This is a genomic window from Nocardia glycosmidis (genome assembly GCF_052545115.1).
In genome coordinates, this window is record NZ_JBQWRH010000012.1 from 53,450 (window position 1) to 69,237 (window position 15,788).

Here is a 15,788-nt window from a genome sequence, read left to right on the forward strand (position 1 = left end):
CTCCTAGTCTGCGTGGAAGCTGTTGATACGGCCTCTGATGAGTTCAGCAGAGTCAGAGATTGACAGTGCTGCATCACAGAGCCGATCTGCAGCCATCTTATACAGTGCGACCTGATCCTGTTCCTGCACGTAGAGTGCCCCAGCTGGGTACTCGATGTATCCGATCGACTGTGCCTGATCGAAATGCAGCAGCATGAAATCGCCGTCGAGACCATCATGGACTGTGACGCCCACAGGCATCACGTGCAACTCGACGTTCTCGAGTTCCATCAACACCAGCAGGTGTTCGAGTTGTGATCGCATCACTGCCGGACCGCCGACGATCCGATCGAGCACATATTGCTCGATCACGGCGCGGAAGGGTAAGGGGTTCGAGTCCCAGACAATTCGCTGGCGGGCCATCCGAGCGGCGACTACCTGCGGGGCGTCCATCGGCGGTACCCGCAGATGTCCCTCAAGAAGCGCGGTCGCGTACTCCGCTGTCTGAAGTTGTCCCGGCAAGAGCATGGAGTCGTATGTGAAAACGGAAGCCGCTAATCCCTCCAGTCCCACAAAGATCTTGAACCAGTTCGGGAAAACCTCACCGAACGGTGCCCACCAAGTGGACTGATCCGCCTGACCCGCAAGGGATGCTACTCGCTCGATGTGGACCGGATCAGCGCCGTAGAACTTGAGCAGGGCCGTCACCTCGGCCCGCTGCTGTTGGTTTCGTCCTGATTCGAGGTAGTTGATCTTCGTCTGCGTGCAGTCGAGTTCTCCGGCCGCCTCGCGCTGCGACTTCTTCGCACGTTCGCGGGCATCGCGCAGCTCACGACCGATGAGGAACCGCAAGGCATTTGGGTCGGCTCTGCGGTCGATGTCGGCGCGGCGGTCAGTCATATCGGCCTCCCTGTCTACCACCTGCCGCAGCACTCTATCCCTTGCACCCATGCACATTGCGATCGGTATTGCACCTGGTATGTATACCGACTATTGTTCCTTCAAGCTTCGAGGCACGGCATACATGATTACCAACCACTCGGGGTAGCCCGAGGTCACCAGGGGGTGATGACCATGCTCGTTCTCAGGTCGAATCCAGGTCACGCGATCGACAGGCGGGTGCGCCATGTCGGATGACACCACCAGCCCGGTGGAAACCGCTGTTCAGCGCTGTCATCGCTATCGGCGGGAGTTGGGCTTGCCTGCCGTGCTCACGCCGAATTCGCGACGGATCGTCCTGCACGCGGACCTGATCGGCGCGGTGGTGATGCCCGAGCAGCTCGGCACGCGAGTGGCCGAACGGCTGACAGGGCGCGGGTTGCTCGGCCCCGTGATCGCGCATCGGGAGTCTGGTCGGACGACGGTGTTGTGTGGCCCGCCGGACGGGTACGAGCACGAGGTGTCCGGTGTTCTGCTGCGGCTGAATGTCGGTGTCGCGACGCGATGCATCGTGCTGCCGTCTCCCGCTGACGAGCGGACCGGGTACCGGCAATGGAGTTATCTGCCCCGCAACAGTTTTCGGCCCTCGATGCGTGTTGTGCTCGACGCGGTTGTGGAGGACGCGCGGTGACAGCTCAGATGTACGCCTATCTGCGGCTGCCGCTGGTGGGTAATCGGCGGAACGAGATCGTTCGGGAGATAACAGAGTTCGCGGCCGGTCATGGGTTCGGTGTGCGGCGGGTGTTCTGTGAGGCCGGGCCGCCCGCGAGCGTGCTGTGGTCGCTGGTGCAGGAGCTGGATCGCAGGTCAGGGAATCATCTCGTCTCGGAGCTGACGATGTCCGCGCATCAGGAAGGCATCGACTTGGATCGGCTGCTGGCCGCGACCCCGACGCCGAACGGCGCGCTCCGGGCGCTGTTCGCCGAGTTGGACAGCAACGGCGGGTATGTGGTCGTGCCGTCACCGGAACATCTCGACGGCCTGGATGTGCCGAGACATGTTCCGCTGCGGCGCTTGTCGGAGCTGCGGCCGGCCGCGAGCGTGCTGTACCTGCGTCCCGGACCCGGCCCGCGGGAAAGACGGCCGGACATCGCCCCGCGCAGCGGCGGCGTCCTCGGTGAGTTCAAGGTCAATGCGTTCGGGCTGGCGGTCGAGGTCGCGCGGTCGAACACCCATGTCTACTTGTCGCGGGCCGGACTGGGTGAGCTGATCGAGCAATGCGACGCGGTGGTCAGCGAATTCGTGCGCGACGCGATCTGTGCCGCGGAGGCGTCGGGTGCGGCGAACGAACTGCGAGTGCGGCTGATCTGTCACCCGGAAGCGCTGGCGGTGGAGTTCGACGAGACACGGGAACATGCCGACGAACCGGTCAGCGAGGAGATCCGCGCCCGCTGCGCTCGCGTGCATCGGTCGCCTTCGGCCGCTGGGGGAACTGTCACGTGGTGCGAACTTCCCTTGCCGCGAGTCGATCCGGGCGTCGCGGAGCTGGCACAGGCCATTCGCGACTACCAAAGCCGGATCGAGCGCCGATGAGGCCGAGGGCATACGGGATCGTCCGGTGTGATCGTTCTGGTCGGCGGACCTCAGCGCACGTGGTGAAGATCCGCGCGTTGGCCCGGCGTCACGGCTTCGACCTGCATGGGGTCGTCGTCCGGGATTCCGACGCGCGGTTCGGGACGCTGCTGGCGATACTGAGCGCGTCAGGTGTCCGGGCTTTGGTGATCCCCTCGGTCGGGGATGTCACCGGCTGGTTGGATGCGCTACGCCAGGGCGCGGATGTGTGGACGCTGATTCCGCCGGGCTGCCGGCCTCGTCGCCCAGTTCCGGAGTCGTGATGGAATGCCGCCTGACCATCGAGTTCGCGCACGGCGTGGTGCTGCGCTATTGCGCCGAAGAGTGCGTCGCATACGCTTTCGCGCGGGCGGCGCACTCGCACCAGCTGGCACAAGTGACGATCGACCATCTGGTGGATCCGGATCTGCCGCCGCTCCCCTGCGCTCGACTGTGGCTGCCATGACCGGGAGCTTGTGGCCGCACCGAATCGAGGTCGGCGAGGATCTCCGCCACGTTGCGCAACGGCGGCCTACCTGGCCCGCCACAAGCTACCCTGTGGGTGTCGGCGAGTCGGCTGGGAAGGAAGGATGCCGTGAGTGTTGCGCACGACCACACCTTCGGGCCGTACACGATCTATGACCTCGACGCGCTGCCGGATGAGGGCAAGGGCTACGAGCTGGCTGACGGGTGGCTGATCCCGTTGTCACCGAGCCCCCGGCACGATATGGCCGCCGATATCCTCCGGGATCGACTCCGCGAAGCAGCCCGCGCGGCAGCGGCCAAGGTCCATGTTCAGGCGCCGATGGATATGTCGACTCCCGCTGGGGTACGCAAGCCTGACGTGGGCGTGATCGATCGAGACGCCGCCCGCGCCGCGCATGAGGCGAACATGCGCACCTTCTATGGACGCGATGTCCTGCTGGTTGCCGAGGTGGTGTCCCGTCGTAGCGGCAGCGAACCCGTCGACCGTGTCGACAAACTGTATGACTACGCGGCCGCCGGAATCCCGCAGTACTGGATCATCGACCTCGAGCCCCACCCGCAGATCGCGGTCCACACGCTCATCGACGGCGTCTATGTGTGCACGGCGAGGGCACATGCCGGCGAGGTTGTCCGAATCAAGTCGCCGTTCCCCTTCGACATCGATCCCGCAGATCTGCTGGACCCGGACAACGCCTGGTGATCACCCTCAGTCCCGAGCTCGACTCAGCGCGATGAGCACGCCGAGCGGTGGCCTGGCGAAAGGGCGGCGGGCCCTGCTGTGGGCCGAGGACGGGGCCGAACGCCGCCGCGTACTGATCGAAGCGCGGGCGCCAGGGCGCGGGCTCGAGACTCGCGAGCTGATCCAGACAAGCGTCCACAGCGAGGCCCGTGCGAGAAAAGCCGCGTCAGGCGCCGAAGACGCGTTCGACCACCGCTTTGGCGCGGCGGGTGACGCGCAGGTAGTGGTCGAGGAATTCGCTGCCGGCACCCAACGGCCAGCCCGCGACGCGCGCGACTGCGGAGAGGAGGCGGCCGGGGCCGGGGAGTTGATCGGTGGGCTTGCCGCGCACCAGAACCAAGGCATTACGCGCCCCGGTCGCGGTCAGCCATGCGTCGCGCAGCAGCGCCACATCGGCCGCGTCCAGCAGTTCGGTCTGCTCGATCACGTCCAGCGACTCCAGGGTGGAGGTGTTGTGCAGGCCGGGTACCTCGTGGGCGTGGCGCAGCTGCATCAGCTGGACTGTCCATTCGATGTCGGTCAGACCGCCGCGCCCCAGCTTGGTGTGGGTGGCCGGGTCCGCGCCGCGGGGCAGGCGCTCCGCGTCCACCCGGGCCTTGATCCGCCGGATCTCGCGCACCGCGTCGGCGGATACGCCGCCCTCCGGATACCGCACTTTGTCGATGACGTGCAGGAAGCGCACCCCGAGGTCCTGATCGCCCGCCACCTGGTGGGCCCGCAGCAACGCCTGTACCTCCCAAGGCTGCGCCCACTGCTCGTAATAGGCGGCGTAGGCGGCCAGCGTGCGCACCAGTGCCCCGTTGCGGCCCTCCGGGCGCAACCCGGCGTCGACCAGCAGCGGCGGATCGGTACTCGGCGCCCCGAGTAGCTGCTGCACCCGGTCGGCCACTCCGATCGCCCATTTGACGGCCTTGGTCTCGTCTTCACCCGGGCGCGGGTCGCAGACGAACAGTACGTCGGCGTCGGAGCCGTAGCCGAGCTCCATGCCGCCGAGCCTACCCATACCGATCACCGCCATGTCGGCCGGGGCAGCCGATCCACGCTCGGCTTCACTCGCCCGGATCACGGCCCGCAACGACGCCTCCAGCACCGCCACCCACACCGACGACAACGCCCGGCACACCTGCGGCACGTCGAGCATCCCGAGCAGATCGGCCGACGCCACCCGCGCCAGTTCGTGCCTGCGCAGCGAACGCGCCGCGGCCACAGCGCGTTTCGGGTCCTCGTAGCGGGCCGCAGCGGTGAGGATGCCGCGGGCCACCTCCTCGGGCTGCGGACCGAGCAACTGCGGCCCGCCGGGTCCGTCGGCATACATCCGAATCGTCTCGGGTGCGTTGATCAGCAGGTCGGGCAGATACTGCGAGGAGCCGAGCACGATCATGAGCCGCTGCGCGATGGCCCCCTCGTCGCGCAACTCACGCAGGAACCAGGTCTGGTCGGTGAGCCCCTCCGAGACCCGCCGGTAGGCCAGCAGGCCCGCGTCAGGATCCGGTGTGTCGCTGAGCCATTCGAGCAGCGTCGGCAGCAGCAGAGCTTGGATGCGCCCCTTGCGGGAGACCCCGCCGGTCAGCGCCTTCAGATGTCCGAGCGCGTGTTCCGGCGCCGCGTAGCCGAGCGCGGCCAGCTGCCGGATCGCGGCTTCCGGGCTCAGCCGCAGCGCGTCGGGCTCCAGCCGGACCACCGATTCCAGCAGCGGGCGGTAGAACAGTTTGGCGTGTAACCGCCGCACCCGCACCGCGTTGCGGCGGATTTCGCTGGTCAGCACGCCCACCGCGTCCTGCCTGCCGTCGGGGCGGATATGTGCGGCGCGGGCCAGCCAGCGCATCCCCTCCTCGTCATCGGCGGCGGGCAACGTGTGCGTGCGACGCAGCCGCTGCAGTTGCAACCGATGCTCGAGCAGCCGCAAAAACTCGTACGACGCGGTGAGATTCGCCGCGTCGTCGCGGCCGACGTATCCGCCCGCGGCCAGGGCGGTCAACGCCTCGACGGTTTCCTGCACGTGCAAGGTCTCGTCCACCCGCCCGTGCACCAATTGCAGTAGCTGCACGGCGAATTCGACGTCGCGCAGGCTGCCGTGCCCGAGTTTGAGTTCGCGTTCACGCAGGTCGGCGGGCACCAGATCCTCAACCCGCCGCCGCATCGCCTGGACATCGGCGACGAAATCAGGGCGCTGCGAGGCCGACCAGACCAGCGGCATCAGCGCGTCGCGGTACTGCCGGCCGAGCCCGAGATCACCGGTCGCCGGACGGTTCTTCAGCAGCGCCTGGAACTCCCAGGTGCGTGCCCAGCGCTTGTAGTAGGCGAGGTGCGAATCCAGCGTGCGGACCAGGGCACCGGCCTTGCCCTCCGGCCGCAACGCCGCGTCGACCTCGAAGAACGCTTGATTGGCCACGGTCATCAGCTCGGCCGCCAACCGTGTGGCGCAGGCGTCGGCGGGCTCGGCGACGAACACCACGTCGACATCGCTGACGTAGTTCAGCTCGTACGCACCGCATTTGCCCATCGCGATCACACCGAGACGCACCGGCACCGGCCCGTCTTTGCACACCCGTGCGACCGCGACCGCCAGCGCCGCGGTCAATGCGGCATCGGCCAGGTCGGTGAGTTGTCTGCCGACCACCCGATACGGCAGCACCGGCTCGTTCTCCACGGTGGCCGCCAGGTCGAGCGCGGCCAGCAGCATCAACTGGTCGCGGTACCGCTGACGCAGCAGCGCAACCGCCTCGGAACCCGGGATCCCGGCGCGAAACAGCATCGGCCCCGCATGGGGTCCCTGCTCGGGTTCGGCGTCGATGACCGACAGCAGGTCGGCGATCAACTCGTCACGATGCGGCAAATCCTTGCGGCGCAAGATCTCCCACACCGACGGCCGGGCCACCAGGTGATCGCCGAACGCGCTGGACGAGCCGACCAACGCGAACAGCCTGCCGCGCAACGACGTGTCCGTGCGAATCGCCGAATCGACCGCGTCCCAACCGTCTCCGATGCTCTCGCGCAGCCGCATGAGCGTGGACAGCGCGAGATCGGCGTCCGGTGCGCGCGACAGCGCCCACAGCACGGGAATACTCTCGATGTTGTCCCAGCCCAGCTCGCGCAGTGACGCGGCAGCGGACGGCTCGAGCAACCCGAGCCGACCGACACCTGGGACAGCGGAGCGGGCAGACGGTGGCCGGACCATGGTTCTCAAATTACATGGCCCGGACCGCGGGCACGCCGCCGAAGGACCTACCGCGGGCTACAACCCCAGGTATTCCTTGAGCTCGAACGGCGTCACCTGGCTGCGGTAGTCCGCCCACTCCCGGCGCTTGTTGCGCAAGAAGAAGTCGAACACGTGCTCGCCGAGCGTCTCGGCGACCAACTCGGAGCGCTCCATCGCGTGCAACGCCTCGTCCAGCGTGCCGGGCAGCTCACGGAAGCCCATCGCGCGCCGCTCGGCGGTGGTCAGCGACCACACGTCGTCCTCCGCCTCCGGCGGCAGGGTGTAGCCCTTCTCGACGCCCCGCAGACCGGCGGCGAGCAGCACGGCGAAGGCCAGGTAGGGATTGCACGCGGAATCGGGGCTGCGGATCTCGACGCGGCGCGAGGACGACTTGTTCGGCGTGTACATGGGCACCCGTACCAGAGCGGAGCGGTTGGACCGGCCCCAGGAGGCCGCCGTGGGCGCCTCGCCGCCGTGGATGAGGCGCTTGTAGGAGTTCACCCATTGGTTGGTGACCGCGCTGATCTCGGGGGCGTGCTCGAGAATGCCCGCGATGAACGCCCGCGCCGTCTCCGACAGGTTGATCGGGTCGTCCGGGTCGTGGAAGGCGTTCGTCTCGCCCTCGAACAGGCTCATATGCGTGTGCATCGCCGAGCCGGGATACTGGGCGAACGGCTTGGGCATGAACGTCGCGCGCACGCCCTCGTCGATGGCGACTTCCTTGATCAGGTAGCGGAAGGTCATCACGTTGTCGGCCATGGACAGCGCGTCGGCGTAGCGCAGGTCGATCTCCTGCTGCCCAGGGGCGCCCTCGTGGTGGCTGAACTCGACCGAGATGCCCATGGACTCCAGCGCATCGATGGCGTGGCGACGGAAGTTCGGCGCCGAATCGTGCACCGCCTGGTCGAAGAAGCCACCGGTGTCGGCCGGAATCGGCGGGGTGCCGTCGTGCGGACCGTTCTCCAGCAGGAAAAACTCGATCTCGGGGTGCACATAGCAGCTGAAACCGACATCGCCGGCCTTGTTCAACTGGCGGCGCAGCACGTGGCGCGGGTCGGCCCAGGATGGCGAGCCGTCGGGCATGGTGATGTCGCAGAACATGCGCGCGGAGTGCTGGTGTCCCTTGCTGGTGGCCCAGGGCAGCACCTGGAAGGTCGACGGATCCGGCCGGGCGACCATGTCGGCCTCCGACACGCGCGCGAAGCCCTCGATGGCCGAGCCGTCGAAGCCGATACCCTCCTCGAACGCGCCTTCCAGCTCTGCCGGAGCGATCGCCACGGACTTCAGATAGCCCAAGACGTCGGTGAACCAGAGACGTACGAAGCGGATGTCCCGCTCTTCGAGCGTCCGCAGCACGAATTCCTTCTGGCGATCCATGCCCGCGAGCGTAAGCATGCGGCGTTAAATCCGTGTTACATACACGCTTAAGATCCTGAGCAGGTTTTTTTCGGAAGACACCGCACCGCCGGATAGTCCGGTTTGTGAGCTTTCCCGGCGCGGACCGTCCAAGGGCCACCGGTCAGGAACCGGTCGAGCTCAGCAGGTGAGTCCCGGCGCGGGTTCGGTCACGTCGACCAGATAGTTGATCACCGCGTCGTCCACGCATTGCACGCCACCCGCCAGCGCCACCGTGTGCCGGTTTCCCCGGTAGGTGATGAGCGCGGCGCCCAATTGGTCGGCCAAATCGACACCGGCCCGGTACGGCGTCGCCGGGTCATCGGTGGTGGAGACCACCACCGTCTTCGGCAGGTCGGTCACCGAAATCCGATGCGGTTCGATCGTATTCGGTACGGGCCAGGCAGAGCACAGCTCCAACGGCGCCGCACCTGTGCCGCGGCCGTCATCCAGGAACGGCGCCGCTTTGCGATACTCGGCGTCCTGCCGTCCGGTCACGGCGCGGTCGGTGATGCGCGGATCGTCGACGCATCGAATGGCGTTGAACGCGTCGGTGGTGTTGCTGTAGCTGCCGTCGTCGCGGCGACCGTCATACAGGTCGGCCAGCAGCAGGAGCGTGTCACCGTGTCCGTCGCGCAGTTCGGACAACCCGACGGTCAGCGCCTTCCACAGCTCGTCGGTGTAGAGCGCTTGGCGCACGCCCGTGAGCGCGTCCTCGTAGTTCAGCCCGCGCGGGTCGGTGGTCGGCGCGGGCTTGTCCCACAGCGGGTTCACCAGCTGACGGAACCGCGGCACAGCCTGCGCCGGATCGGTGCCCAGCGGGCAATCCGCCTGCTGGGCGCATTTCACGGCGTAGGCGTCGAAAACCTTCTGAAAGCCCGCCGCCTGCCGCAACGACTCCTGTACCGGATCCTGCGAGGAATCGATGGCGCCATCGAGCACGAGGGCGCGCACATGGGTGGGGAATTTCTCCGCATACGCGGAGCCGATCTTGGTGCCGTAGGAATAACCGACATAGCTGAGCTTGGCGTCGCCCAATGCGGCACGTATGACATCGAGGTCCTGTACCACCTCGCGAGTACCCACGTGTGCGAGGAAGTCCTTGCCGGTCCGTTCGGAGCAGCGGTCGGCGTAGCGGCGGTTTTCCGCCTCGGCGTCGGCGATTCCCTCGGGTGAGTACTCCTGCTGCGGCTCCGCGCGCTCGGCGTCTTGCTCCTGCGCGGTTTGGCAGACGATCGACGGGGTCGAGGAGCCGACACCGCGCGGGTCGAAACCGACCCGGTCGAAGCGCTCGGCCAGCGGTGTCTTGTTACCCAGCGACGACATGCCGAGCCCCGACTCCCCCGGCCCGCCCGGATTCATCACCAGCGAACCGATGCGGCGACCGGTCGCGCGGACCCGGGACAGCGCGAGTTGCGCGGTCGGCCCGTCCGGTGCCGCGTAGTCCACCGGAACGGTGATCCGCGCGCATTCGGTGTTGGGTGGAAGGTGATCGTCCGGGCCCCCGAATCCGGTGCAGTCGCCCCACCGAACAGCCTGTCCGTAGAACTTTTCCAGTCCGGCGGGCGGTGTGGGCATCGGTTGCCCCGATTCGGTGCGGGTGACAGCGCACCCCCCGACCAGCACCGCGACCACAGCAAGCACCGCCACCACGAGCGCACCGCGCCCACTCCGCACCGTCGACATCCCTCGATATTGCCAGCAAACATCGACACCCCCGCGGGCAAACCCCGCTCGCTGTCGTGACCAGTCGCGCTGTGACCAATCGCACCGGTCGGCGGCCTCGATCCGCCCTGGCAGGTGGCACACTGGGGTTCGTCAAACAATCCCGGGGACCCGGACGGGCCCCGAGGCGACACAGACGAAAGGGACGATGATGTCCGTATCCGGTTCGGAAACCCCTGCCTACGGTGCGGCGCCCGCCGAGTCCGAGAAGCTCACACGCAAGATCCGGGTGCACCATCTGCAGCAGATGAAAGCCGATGGCGAGCGCTGGGCGATGCTCACCGCCTACGACTACTCCACGGCGCGCTTGTTCGAAGCGGCAGGCATTCCCGTGCTGCTGGTCGGCGACTCGGCGGCCAACGTCGTGTACGGCTACGACACCACCGTGCCGATCACCGTGGACGAGCTCATCCCACTGGTACGCGGTGTGGTCCGCGGCGCACCGCACGCGCTGGTGGTGGCCGACCTGCCGTTCGGCACCTACGAATCCTCGCCGCAGCAGGCGCTGGCCACGGCGACCCAGTTCCTGAAAGAGGGCGCGGCGCACGCGGTGAAGCTGGAAGGCGGTGAGCGCGTCGCCGAGCAGATCGCGGTGGTCACCGCGGCGGGTATCCCGGTGATGGCGCACATCGGCTTCACTCCGCAGAGCGTGAACAACTTGGGCGGTTTCCGCGTGCAGGGCCGCGGCGACGGCGCCGAGCAGCTGATCGCCGACGCGATCGCGGTTCAGGAGGCGGGCGCGTTCTCCGTGGTCCTGGAGATGGTGCCAGCCGAGCTGGCCGGACAGGTCACCCGGAAGCTGACCATCCCGACCATCGGCATCGGCGCGGGCGCCGACACCGACGCCCAGGTCCTGGTCTGGCAGGACATGGCCGGCTTCAGCATCGGCAAGACCGCGAAGTTCGTCAAGCGCTTCGGCCACATCGGGGACGAATTGCGCTCCGCGGCAGCCACTTACGCACACGAAGTGCGCCAAGGCACCTTCCCCGGACCCGAGCACAGCTTCTGACGCCCACAGTTCTTGATATACTGACGTATATCTGTATATCAAGAAAGGTATGGGGCCATGGCGCGAACCGTAATCGATGTAGACGATGCCACGCTGGCCCTTGCTCAGCAGCAGTTGGGCACTGGGACCAAACGTGACACGATCAATCGCGCATTGGCGATCGCGGCAGGTCTGAGCGCGGACGATCGTGCCCGCGGTTTGGCGTGGCTGCAGGCCAATGCCGAAGAAATCCTGGACTTCGATGTACTGGCGGATGGGGAACGGGCCGAGTGACCTACCTCGCCGACACCTCAGCCGTGTGGCGACTGCTTCGCGATCAGGCGGATAACCCGTGGCCACGCGAGGTGGCGCGGGGACTGGTCGCGATCTGCCCGCCGGTCGAATCCGAGCTCATGGTTTCCGTTAGGTCGGGCAAGGACTTCGAACCGTTCTTCGCGGTTCTCGGACGCACGTTCGGCTGGTACCCCGCGCCCGAAGATCCGTGGCGCCACGTACTGGCGGTGCAGCGTGACCTGATTCGAATCGGTCATCACCGTGGGCCGTCGCCGATGGACATCATCATTGCCGTCACCGCCCTCGAACACCGCCTGACGCTCATCCACGCGGACGCCGACTTCGACTCCATCGCCAAAGTGCGACCCGAGATCCCGATGATTCGCGTCGATCGATCGGCCTGAGTGGCACCGAGCGTCCCGCAACATAAGAGAACCTCGGCGCGATCGCGGGATCTCGCGCCGATGACCGGCGGCCAAGCGCTGGGAATAATGGCAGACTCGATGCCGACAATACCGACACGAGCAGAGGTACCGATGCCGTACAGCCGTTGGATTTCACGCAGCTCCCTGCTGATCGCGGGCGTTTTCGCCGCCGCGGCCCTGACCGCGTGCGGCACGGGGTCGAGCCCCGCCCCCACCGGCACCTCGACCTCGACCTCGACCTCGGCGTCGACTTCGGCCACCGCATCCGCGACGCCGGGCGCGACCGCCGGCCGCACTACGCCCCCCGCCGCCCCGGAGATCTCCGCCGCCGCCGCGACCCGGCTGTGCGACATGATCCGGCCGGAGCTGTCCAACTGGCGGGTGCAGGGACCGACGTTGGGCAAGATCGGGCTCAACGCACTCGTGCACGAGTGGGCACTGCGCAACGGCGGCATCAATGCCGCGGTGCTGGCCGACAAACCGATCATCGATCGCACCACCATCAAGAGCTGCCCCGATGTGCATCAGCAGGCCGTGGAGGCTCTGGAGATCCCGGATCTGGCCTCCGGGCTCGCATTCTGATCCCGGAGCGGTCGGCGATGCGCACTCTCTACCCCGAGATCGAACCGTACGCCTGCGGCATGCTGGCGGTCGGCGACGGCCAGTCGGTGTATTGGGAAGTCAGCGGTAATCCGGATGGCAAGCCGGTGGTGTTCCTGCACGGCGGTCCCGGCGGCGGCACCGCGCCGGCGCACCGGCGGTTCTTCGACCCGGCCGCGTACCGGATCGTGCTGTTCGACCAGCGCGGCTGCGGCCGCTCCACCCCGCACCTGGCCGACGGCGCCGGCCTGGAGCACAACACCACCTGGCACCTGATCGCCGACATGGAGGCGCTGCGCGAGCATCTCGACATCCAGCGGTGGCAGGTGTTCGGCGGGTCGTGGGGTTCCACGCTGGCGCTGGCCTACGCGCAGCGGTATCCCGACCGCGTGACCGAATTGGTGTTGCGCGGCATCTTCCTGTTGCGCCGCAAGGAAATCGACTGGTACTACAACGGCAGCGCCGGTTACGTCTACCCGGACGAGTGGGCGAAGTTCCTCGCGCCGGTGCCGCAGGACGAACGCGACCAGGATCTCGTCGAGGTCTATCACCGGCTGCTGCACTCGCCCGACGAGCAGCTCGCCCGCGCCGCCGCGATCGCCTGGTCCACCTGGGAGGGCGCGACCAGTTCGCTGCTGCCGCAACCGGATCGGGTCGCCGAAACGGCCGAGCCCCGGTTCGCACTGGCCTTCGCCAGGATCGAGAACCACTACTTCCGCCACGGCGGATTCCTGGACGAGGGCCAGCTGTTGCGCGACATCGGCGCCATCACGCACATTCCCGCCGTGATCGTGCAGGGCCGCCACGACATCGTCTGCCCGGCGGTGAGCGCGTGGCAGTTGCATCAGGCGTGGCCCGGCTCCGTCCTGCACATCGTCGACGACGCCGGGCACTCGGCGAACGAGCCCGGCATCACCCATCACCTGGTCGAAGCCACCGACCGGTTCGCGAAGGAAGGATGAGTACGGTGACCAAGGCCGAAGACGCCCTTATCGCCGCACTGCGCGACGACATCGACCGGCTACTGGCCGCAGAGCCCGAGGTCCGTTCCGACGCACCGGATTCCGTGCATCAGATGCGGGTGGCCACCCGGAGGTTGCGCAGCGTGCTGCGGTCCTATCGCAGGCTTTTCGCCAAGGGGCCGGGCGCCGCGATGGGCACCGAGCTCAAGTGGCTGGCCGGACTGCTGGGGGAAGCCCGCGACGCGGAAGTACGCGCCGACCGGTTCGCCACCCTCGTGGCCGACCATGCCGGGCGGACCTCGCCCGCCGACCTCGGCCCCGTCACCGCTCGGCTGGTAATCGCCGAGCGCGAGCGCTACCGCCTCGCCCACGACGAGATCCTCTCCGCCTTGGACGGCGAACGCTACCGCACGCTGCGTGACGAACTGTCCGCCTGGCGAACCGCTCCCCCGCTGCGGCACTCCCGCGTCGCGGCGGACGCAGCCGACGTCTTCGCCGCGGTGCTGCACGGCGACCTGGCCCGGGTGGAATCCCTCGTCCGCGCCGAGCCGACCGTCGCCGCCGGCGAACGCATCGAGCTGCTGCACGATATCCGCAAGAGCGCCAAGCGTTTACGGTACTCCTGCGAGGCGGCGGCGCCAGAAGTGAGCGACGCCGCCGATCTGGGCAGTCGCGCGAAGAAGTTGCAGACGGTGCTCGGCGATCACCGGGACGCGGTGGAATCCCACCGGGCGATCCTCGATCGAGCGGCCGAGGCCACCGCCGCGGGCGAACATACGGCCCTCTACGAGATCCTGGCCGACGCCGAGGACGCCGCGGCCGGTCGCGAACTGAGCCGCTATCCGGCCACCGCCGCGGCACTGTTCGGGTAGCTCACCGCTGGTCAGCCAGCGCGTGCCCAGCGGCGCGCAGCCCACCCGATCCAGCGGCCGGCGTTGCGAATTGAGCGCGCCCACCCGTTCGGGTCGACCATTGCGGCGGCTCGGCCGGGTAGCCGATTCGCCCGGGCGCGCCGCGCTCAGGGCCGCGTGGAACGCCTCATATTCACGCCGGATACGTGAAGCTCACGCGCCGCTGCCTCGGGTCCGCCGACAACAGGCGCACCCGCACCGCCGCCCCTTCCGGCGGCTCGCCCAGGCACGGCCCGAGCACTGGTGGATCGGCGATGAAGATCACGGCGGGGCGGCTGCCGTTGGCCTCGCGTACCACAATGGCGGCGAATTCGGTGCCGGTCCGCCGGGCCAGCAGCGTCGACTCGGTCAGATCGATGCAGGCACGCTCGATCTTGCTCGCGATGCCATCGCTGCGCCGCATGGTGTCGGCCGCGCGCACCAGCCCGTCCGGTACCCACCGCGGTATCGTCGTGCCCGCGCACCGGGCCAGGCAGATCTCGGTCGCGAACCGGTCCGACAGCCGCCGCAGCGGAGCGGTGACGTGCGCGTACGGCGCGCCGATACCACTGTGCCGCAAAGCCTCCGGCGTGGGCGGCAGCTCGGCGCCGCCGGCGACCACGGTGTAGGACGCGCCGCGCAGCAGTGTTGTCGCCTCGGACATCAGCACCAGCGCGGCAGGCGTGCTGGGGTCCAGCCGCGCCAGCATCCGCCCGACCGCCTCCTCGGCGGGCCAGGTCACCCCCAGGGCGTGCGCGGTCCGGCGCATGGAATCGATCGCGGATTCGGCCGGGGGCGGCATGGTGCGCAGCAGCGCGACCCGCTGCTCGGCGGGTGTGTTCCCGTCCAGCATGATCCGCGCCGCGCACATGCCGGTCAGCAGCGAGACCTGCTCGTTCCAGTCGTCGGCGGCGGTGCGCGGTTCGAGGGCCAATCGCCAGTGTCCGTCGGCGCGCCGGTCCTGGACGACGGTTTGCACCGGCAACCGCAACCCGATCGCGCCGCGCGCCAGTCCCGCCTCGATGCGCCGCGCGCCGAACTCCGGCAGGGCCGCGATCGAGGGATGCAGCCGCCCGGCCTCGGCGTCGGCCTGCACGCCGGAATAGTCGAGCCGGGCGCGGGAACGCACCAAGGCCCGCGCCACCGTGAAACGCTGCGGTTCGGCGTGCTCGTCCAGCTCGATGGTCCACAACGCGGCCGGGCGGGTTCGCTCGGGCAGCAGACTCGCGGCCCCTTCCGACAGACTCGGCGGGTGCAGCGGCACCGTGCCGTCGGGGAGATAGAACGTCTGCCCCCTGGCCCCGGACTCCTGGGCGAGCGCGCCGTCGGGGGCGATCACGGCACCGATGTCGGCGATGGCGTAGTGCAGGAGGAAGCCGCTGGGGGTACGCACGAGATGCAGGGCTTGGTCCAGATCCATGGCCCCGGGCGGGTCGATCGTCACGAACGGGATGTCCGTGCGATCGACCCGGCTGCCCGCGAACGCGTCGACCGCGTCGCGGGCCTCGGCGCTGGCCTCGGCGGGATACGCCGAGGCCAGGCCGAATTCGGAACGAACGGCGCCGAAATCTACCGGTGCCGAGACGATCCGCTGGTGGAGTTCCACGCTGTGGCGC

15 protein-coding genes are annotated in these 15,788 nt (G+C 68.0%); 10 read left to right on the forward strand and 5 right to left on the reverse strand.

All coding sequences use genetic code 11. The annotated features are described in order from the left end of the window. Window positions 1-3: 3 nt before the first annotated feature. The gene (locus tag ACT86A_RS16595) at window positions 4-879 is read right to left on the reverse strand and encodes a helix-turn-helix domain-containing protein (RefSeq protein ID WP_445093042.1); all 876 of its coding nucleotides are present in this window, start codon (window positions 877-879) and stop codon (window positions 4-6) included. A 226-nt stretch (window positions 880-1,105) separates the two neighbouring features. On the opposite strand from ACT86A_RS16595, the gene ACT86A_RS16600 reads away from it, so the two are divergent. From ACT86A_RS16600 to ACT86A_RS16615, 4 genes are all read left to right on the forward strand, one after another. After that, window positions 1,106-1,549: a hypothetical protein gene (locus ACT86A_RS16600; RefSeq protein ID WP_445093043.1), complete on the forward strand. Its 444-nt coding sequence runs from the start codon at window positions 1,106-1,108 to the stop codon at window positions 1,547-1,549. Then, on the forward strand, window positions 1,546-2,451 hold the full coding sequence (locus ACT86A_RS16605; protein ID WP_445093044.1) for a hypothetical protein: 906 nt from the start codon (window positions 1,546-1,548) through the stop codon (window positions 2,449-2,451). Before ACT86A_RS16600 ends, ACT86A_RS16605 begins: the two co-directional genes overlap by 4 nt. Before the next feature lie 247 nt (window positions 2,452-2,698). Next, a complete protein-coding gene (locus tag ACT86A_RS16610) occupies window positions 2,699-2,935 on the forward strand; it encodes a hypothetical protein (RefSeq protein WP_445093045.1) in 237 nt (78 codons plus the stop codon). Between the two features lie 129 nt (window positions 2,936-3,064). Continuing rightward, window positions 3,065-3,655: a Uma2 family endonuclease gene (locus ACT86A_RS16615; RefSeq protein WP_445093046.1), complete on the forward strand. Its 591-nt coding sequence runs from the start codon at window positions 3,065-3,067 to the stop codon at window positions 3,653-3,655. Window positions 3,656-3,860: 205 nt separating this feature from the next. Here the strand turns inward: ACT86A_RS16615 and ACT86A_RS16620 are convergent, their stop codons facing one another. The 3 genes from ACT86A_RS16620 to ACT86A_RS16630 all read right to left on the reverse strand — a co-directional run bounded on the left by ACT86A_RS16620 (window position 3,861) and on the right by ACT86A_RS16630 (window position 9,974). Continuing rightward, window positions 3,861-6,872 (reverse strand): bifunctional [glutamine synthetase] adenylyltransferase/[glutamine synthetase]-adenylyl-L-tyrosine phosphorylase, encoded by a 3,012-nt coding sequence (locus ACT86A_RS16620; protein ID WP_445093047.1) that lies wholly within the window; start codon window positions 6,870-6,872, stop codon window positions 3,861-3,863. Between the two features lie 57 nt (window positions 6,873-6,929). Continuing rightward, a complete protein-coding gene (locus ACT86A_RS16625) occupies window positions 6,930-8,270 on the reverse strand; it encodes a glutamine synthetase family protein (protein WP_445093048.1) in 1,341 nt (446 codons plus the stop codon). A gap of 159 nt (window positions 8,271-8,429) precedes the next feature. Next, window positions 8,430-9,974 carry an alpha/beta hydrolase gene (locus ACT86A_RS16630; protein ID WP_445093049.1) on the reverse strand — a complete coding sequence of 515 codons (1,545 nt, stop codon included), beginning with the start codon at window positions 9,972-9,974 and terminating at the stop codon, window positions 8,430-8,432. Between the two features lie 187 nt (window positions 9,975-10,161). Between ACT86A_RS16630 and panB the strand changes: the two genes are divergently transcribed. The 6 genes from panB (at window position 10,162) to ACT86A_RS16660 (ending at window position 14,154) form a co-directional block, all read left to right on the forward strand. Beyond that, a complete protein-coding gene (panB, locus tag ACT86A_RS16635; protein ID WP_445093050.1) occupies window positions 10,162-11,022 on the forward strand; it encodes a 3-methyl-2-oxobutanoate hydroxymethyltransferase in 861 nt (286 codons plus the stop codon). 57 nt (window positions 11,023-11,079) lie between these two features. Next, window positions 11,080-11,295, forward strand: a complete 216-nt coding sequence (locus ACT86A_RS16640) for a type II toxin-antitoxin system VapB family antitoxin (RefSeq protein WP_445093051.1) — start codon at window positions 11,080-11,082, stop codon at window positions 11,293-11,295. Continuing rightward, the gene (locus tag ACT86A_RS16645; protein WP_445093052.1) at window positions 11,292-11,699 is read left to right on the forward strand and encodes a PIN domain nuclease; all 408 of its coding nucleotides are present in this window, start codon (window positions 11,292-11,294) and stop codon (window positions 11,697-11,699) included. Before ACT86A_RS16640 ends, ACT86A_RS16645 begins: the two co-directional genes overlap by 4 nt. A gap of 132 nt (window positions 11,700-11,831) precedes the next feature. Further along, entirely contained in the window at window positions 11,832-12,302 is a 471-nt protein-coding gene (locus ACT86A_RS16650; protein ID WP_445093053.1) for a hypothetical protein, read from the forward strand. Window positions 12,303-12,319: 17 nt separating this feature from the next. Further along, entirely contained in the window at window positions 12,320-13,282 is a 963-nt protein-coding gene (gene pip, locus ACT86A_RS16655; protein ID WP_445093054.1) for a prolyl aminopeptidase, read from the forward strand. Continuing rightward, on the forward strand, window positions 13,279-14,154 hold the full coding sequence (locus tag ACT86A_RS16660) for a CHAD domain-containing protein (RefSeq protein WP_445093055.1): 876 nt from the start codon (window positions 13,279-13,281) through the stop codon (window positions 14,152-14,154). Before pip ends, ACT86A_RS16660 begins: the two co-directional genes overlap by 4 nt. Before the next feature lie 172 nt (window positions 14,155-14,326). Here ACT86A_RS16660 and ACT86A_RS16665 read toward each other — a convergent pair whose 3' ends face one another. Next, on the reverse strand, window positions 14,327-15,778 hold the full coding sequence (locus ACT86A_RS16665) for an RNB domain-containing ribonuclease (protein WP_445093056.1): 1,452 nt from the start codon (window positions 15,776-15,778) through the stop codon (window positions 14,327-14,329). Between the last annotated feature and the right edge of the window lie 10 nt (window positions 15,779-15,788).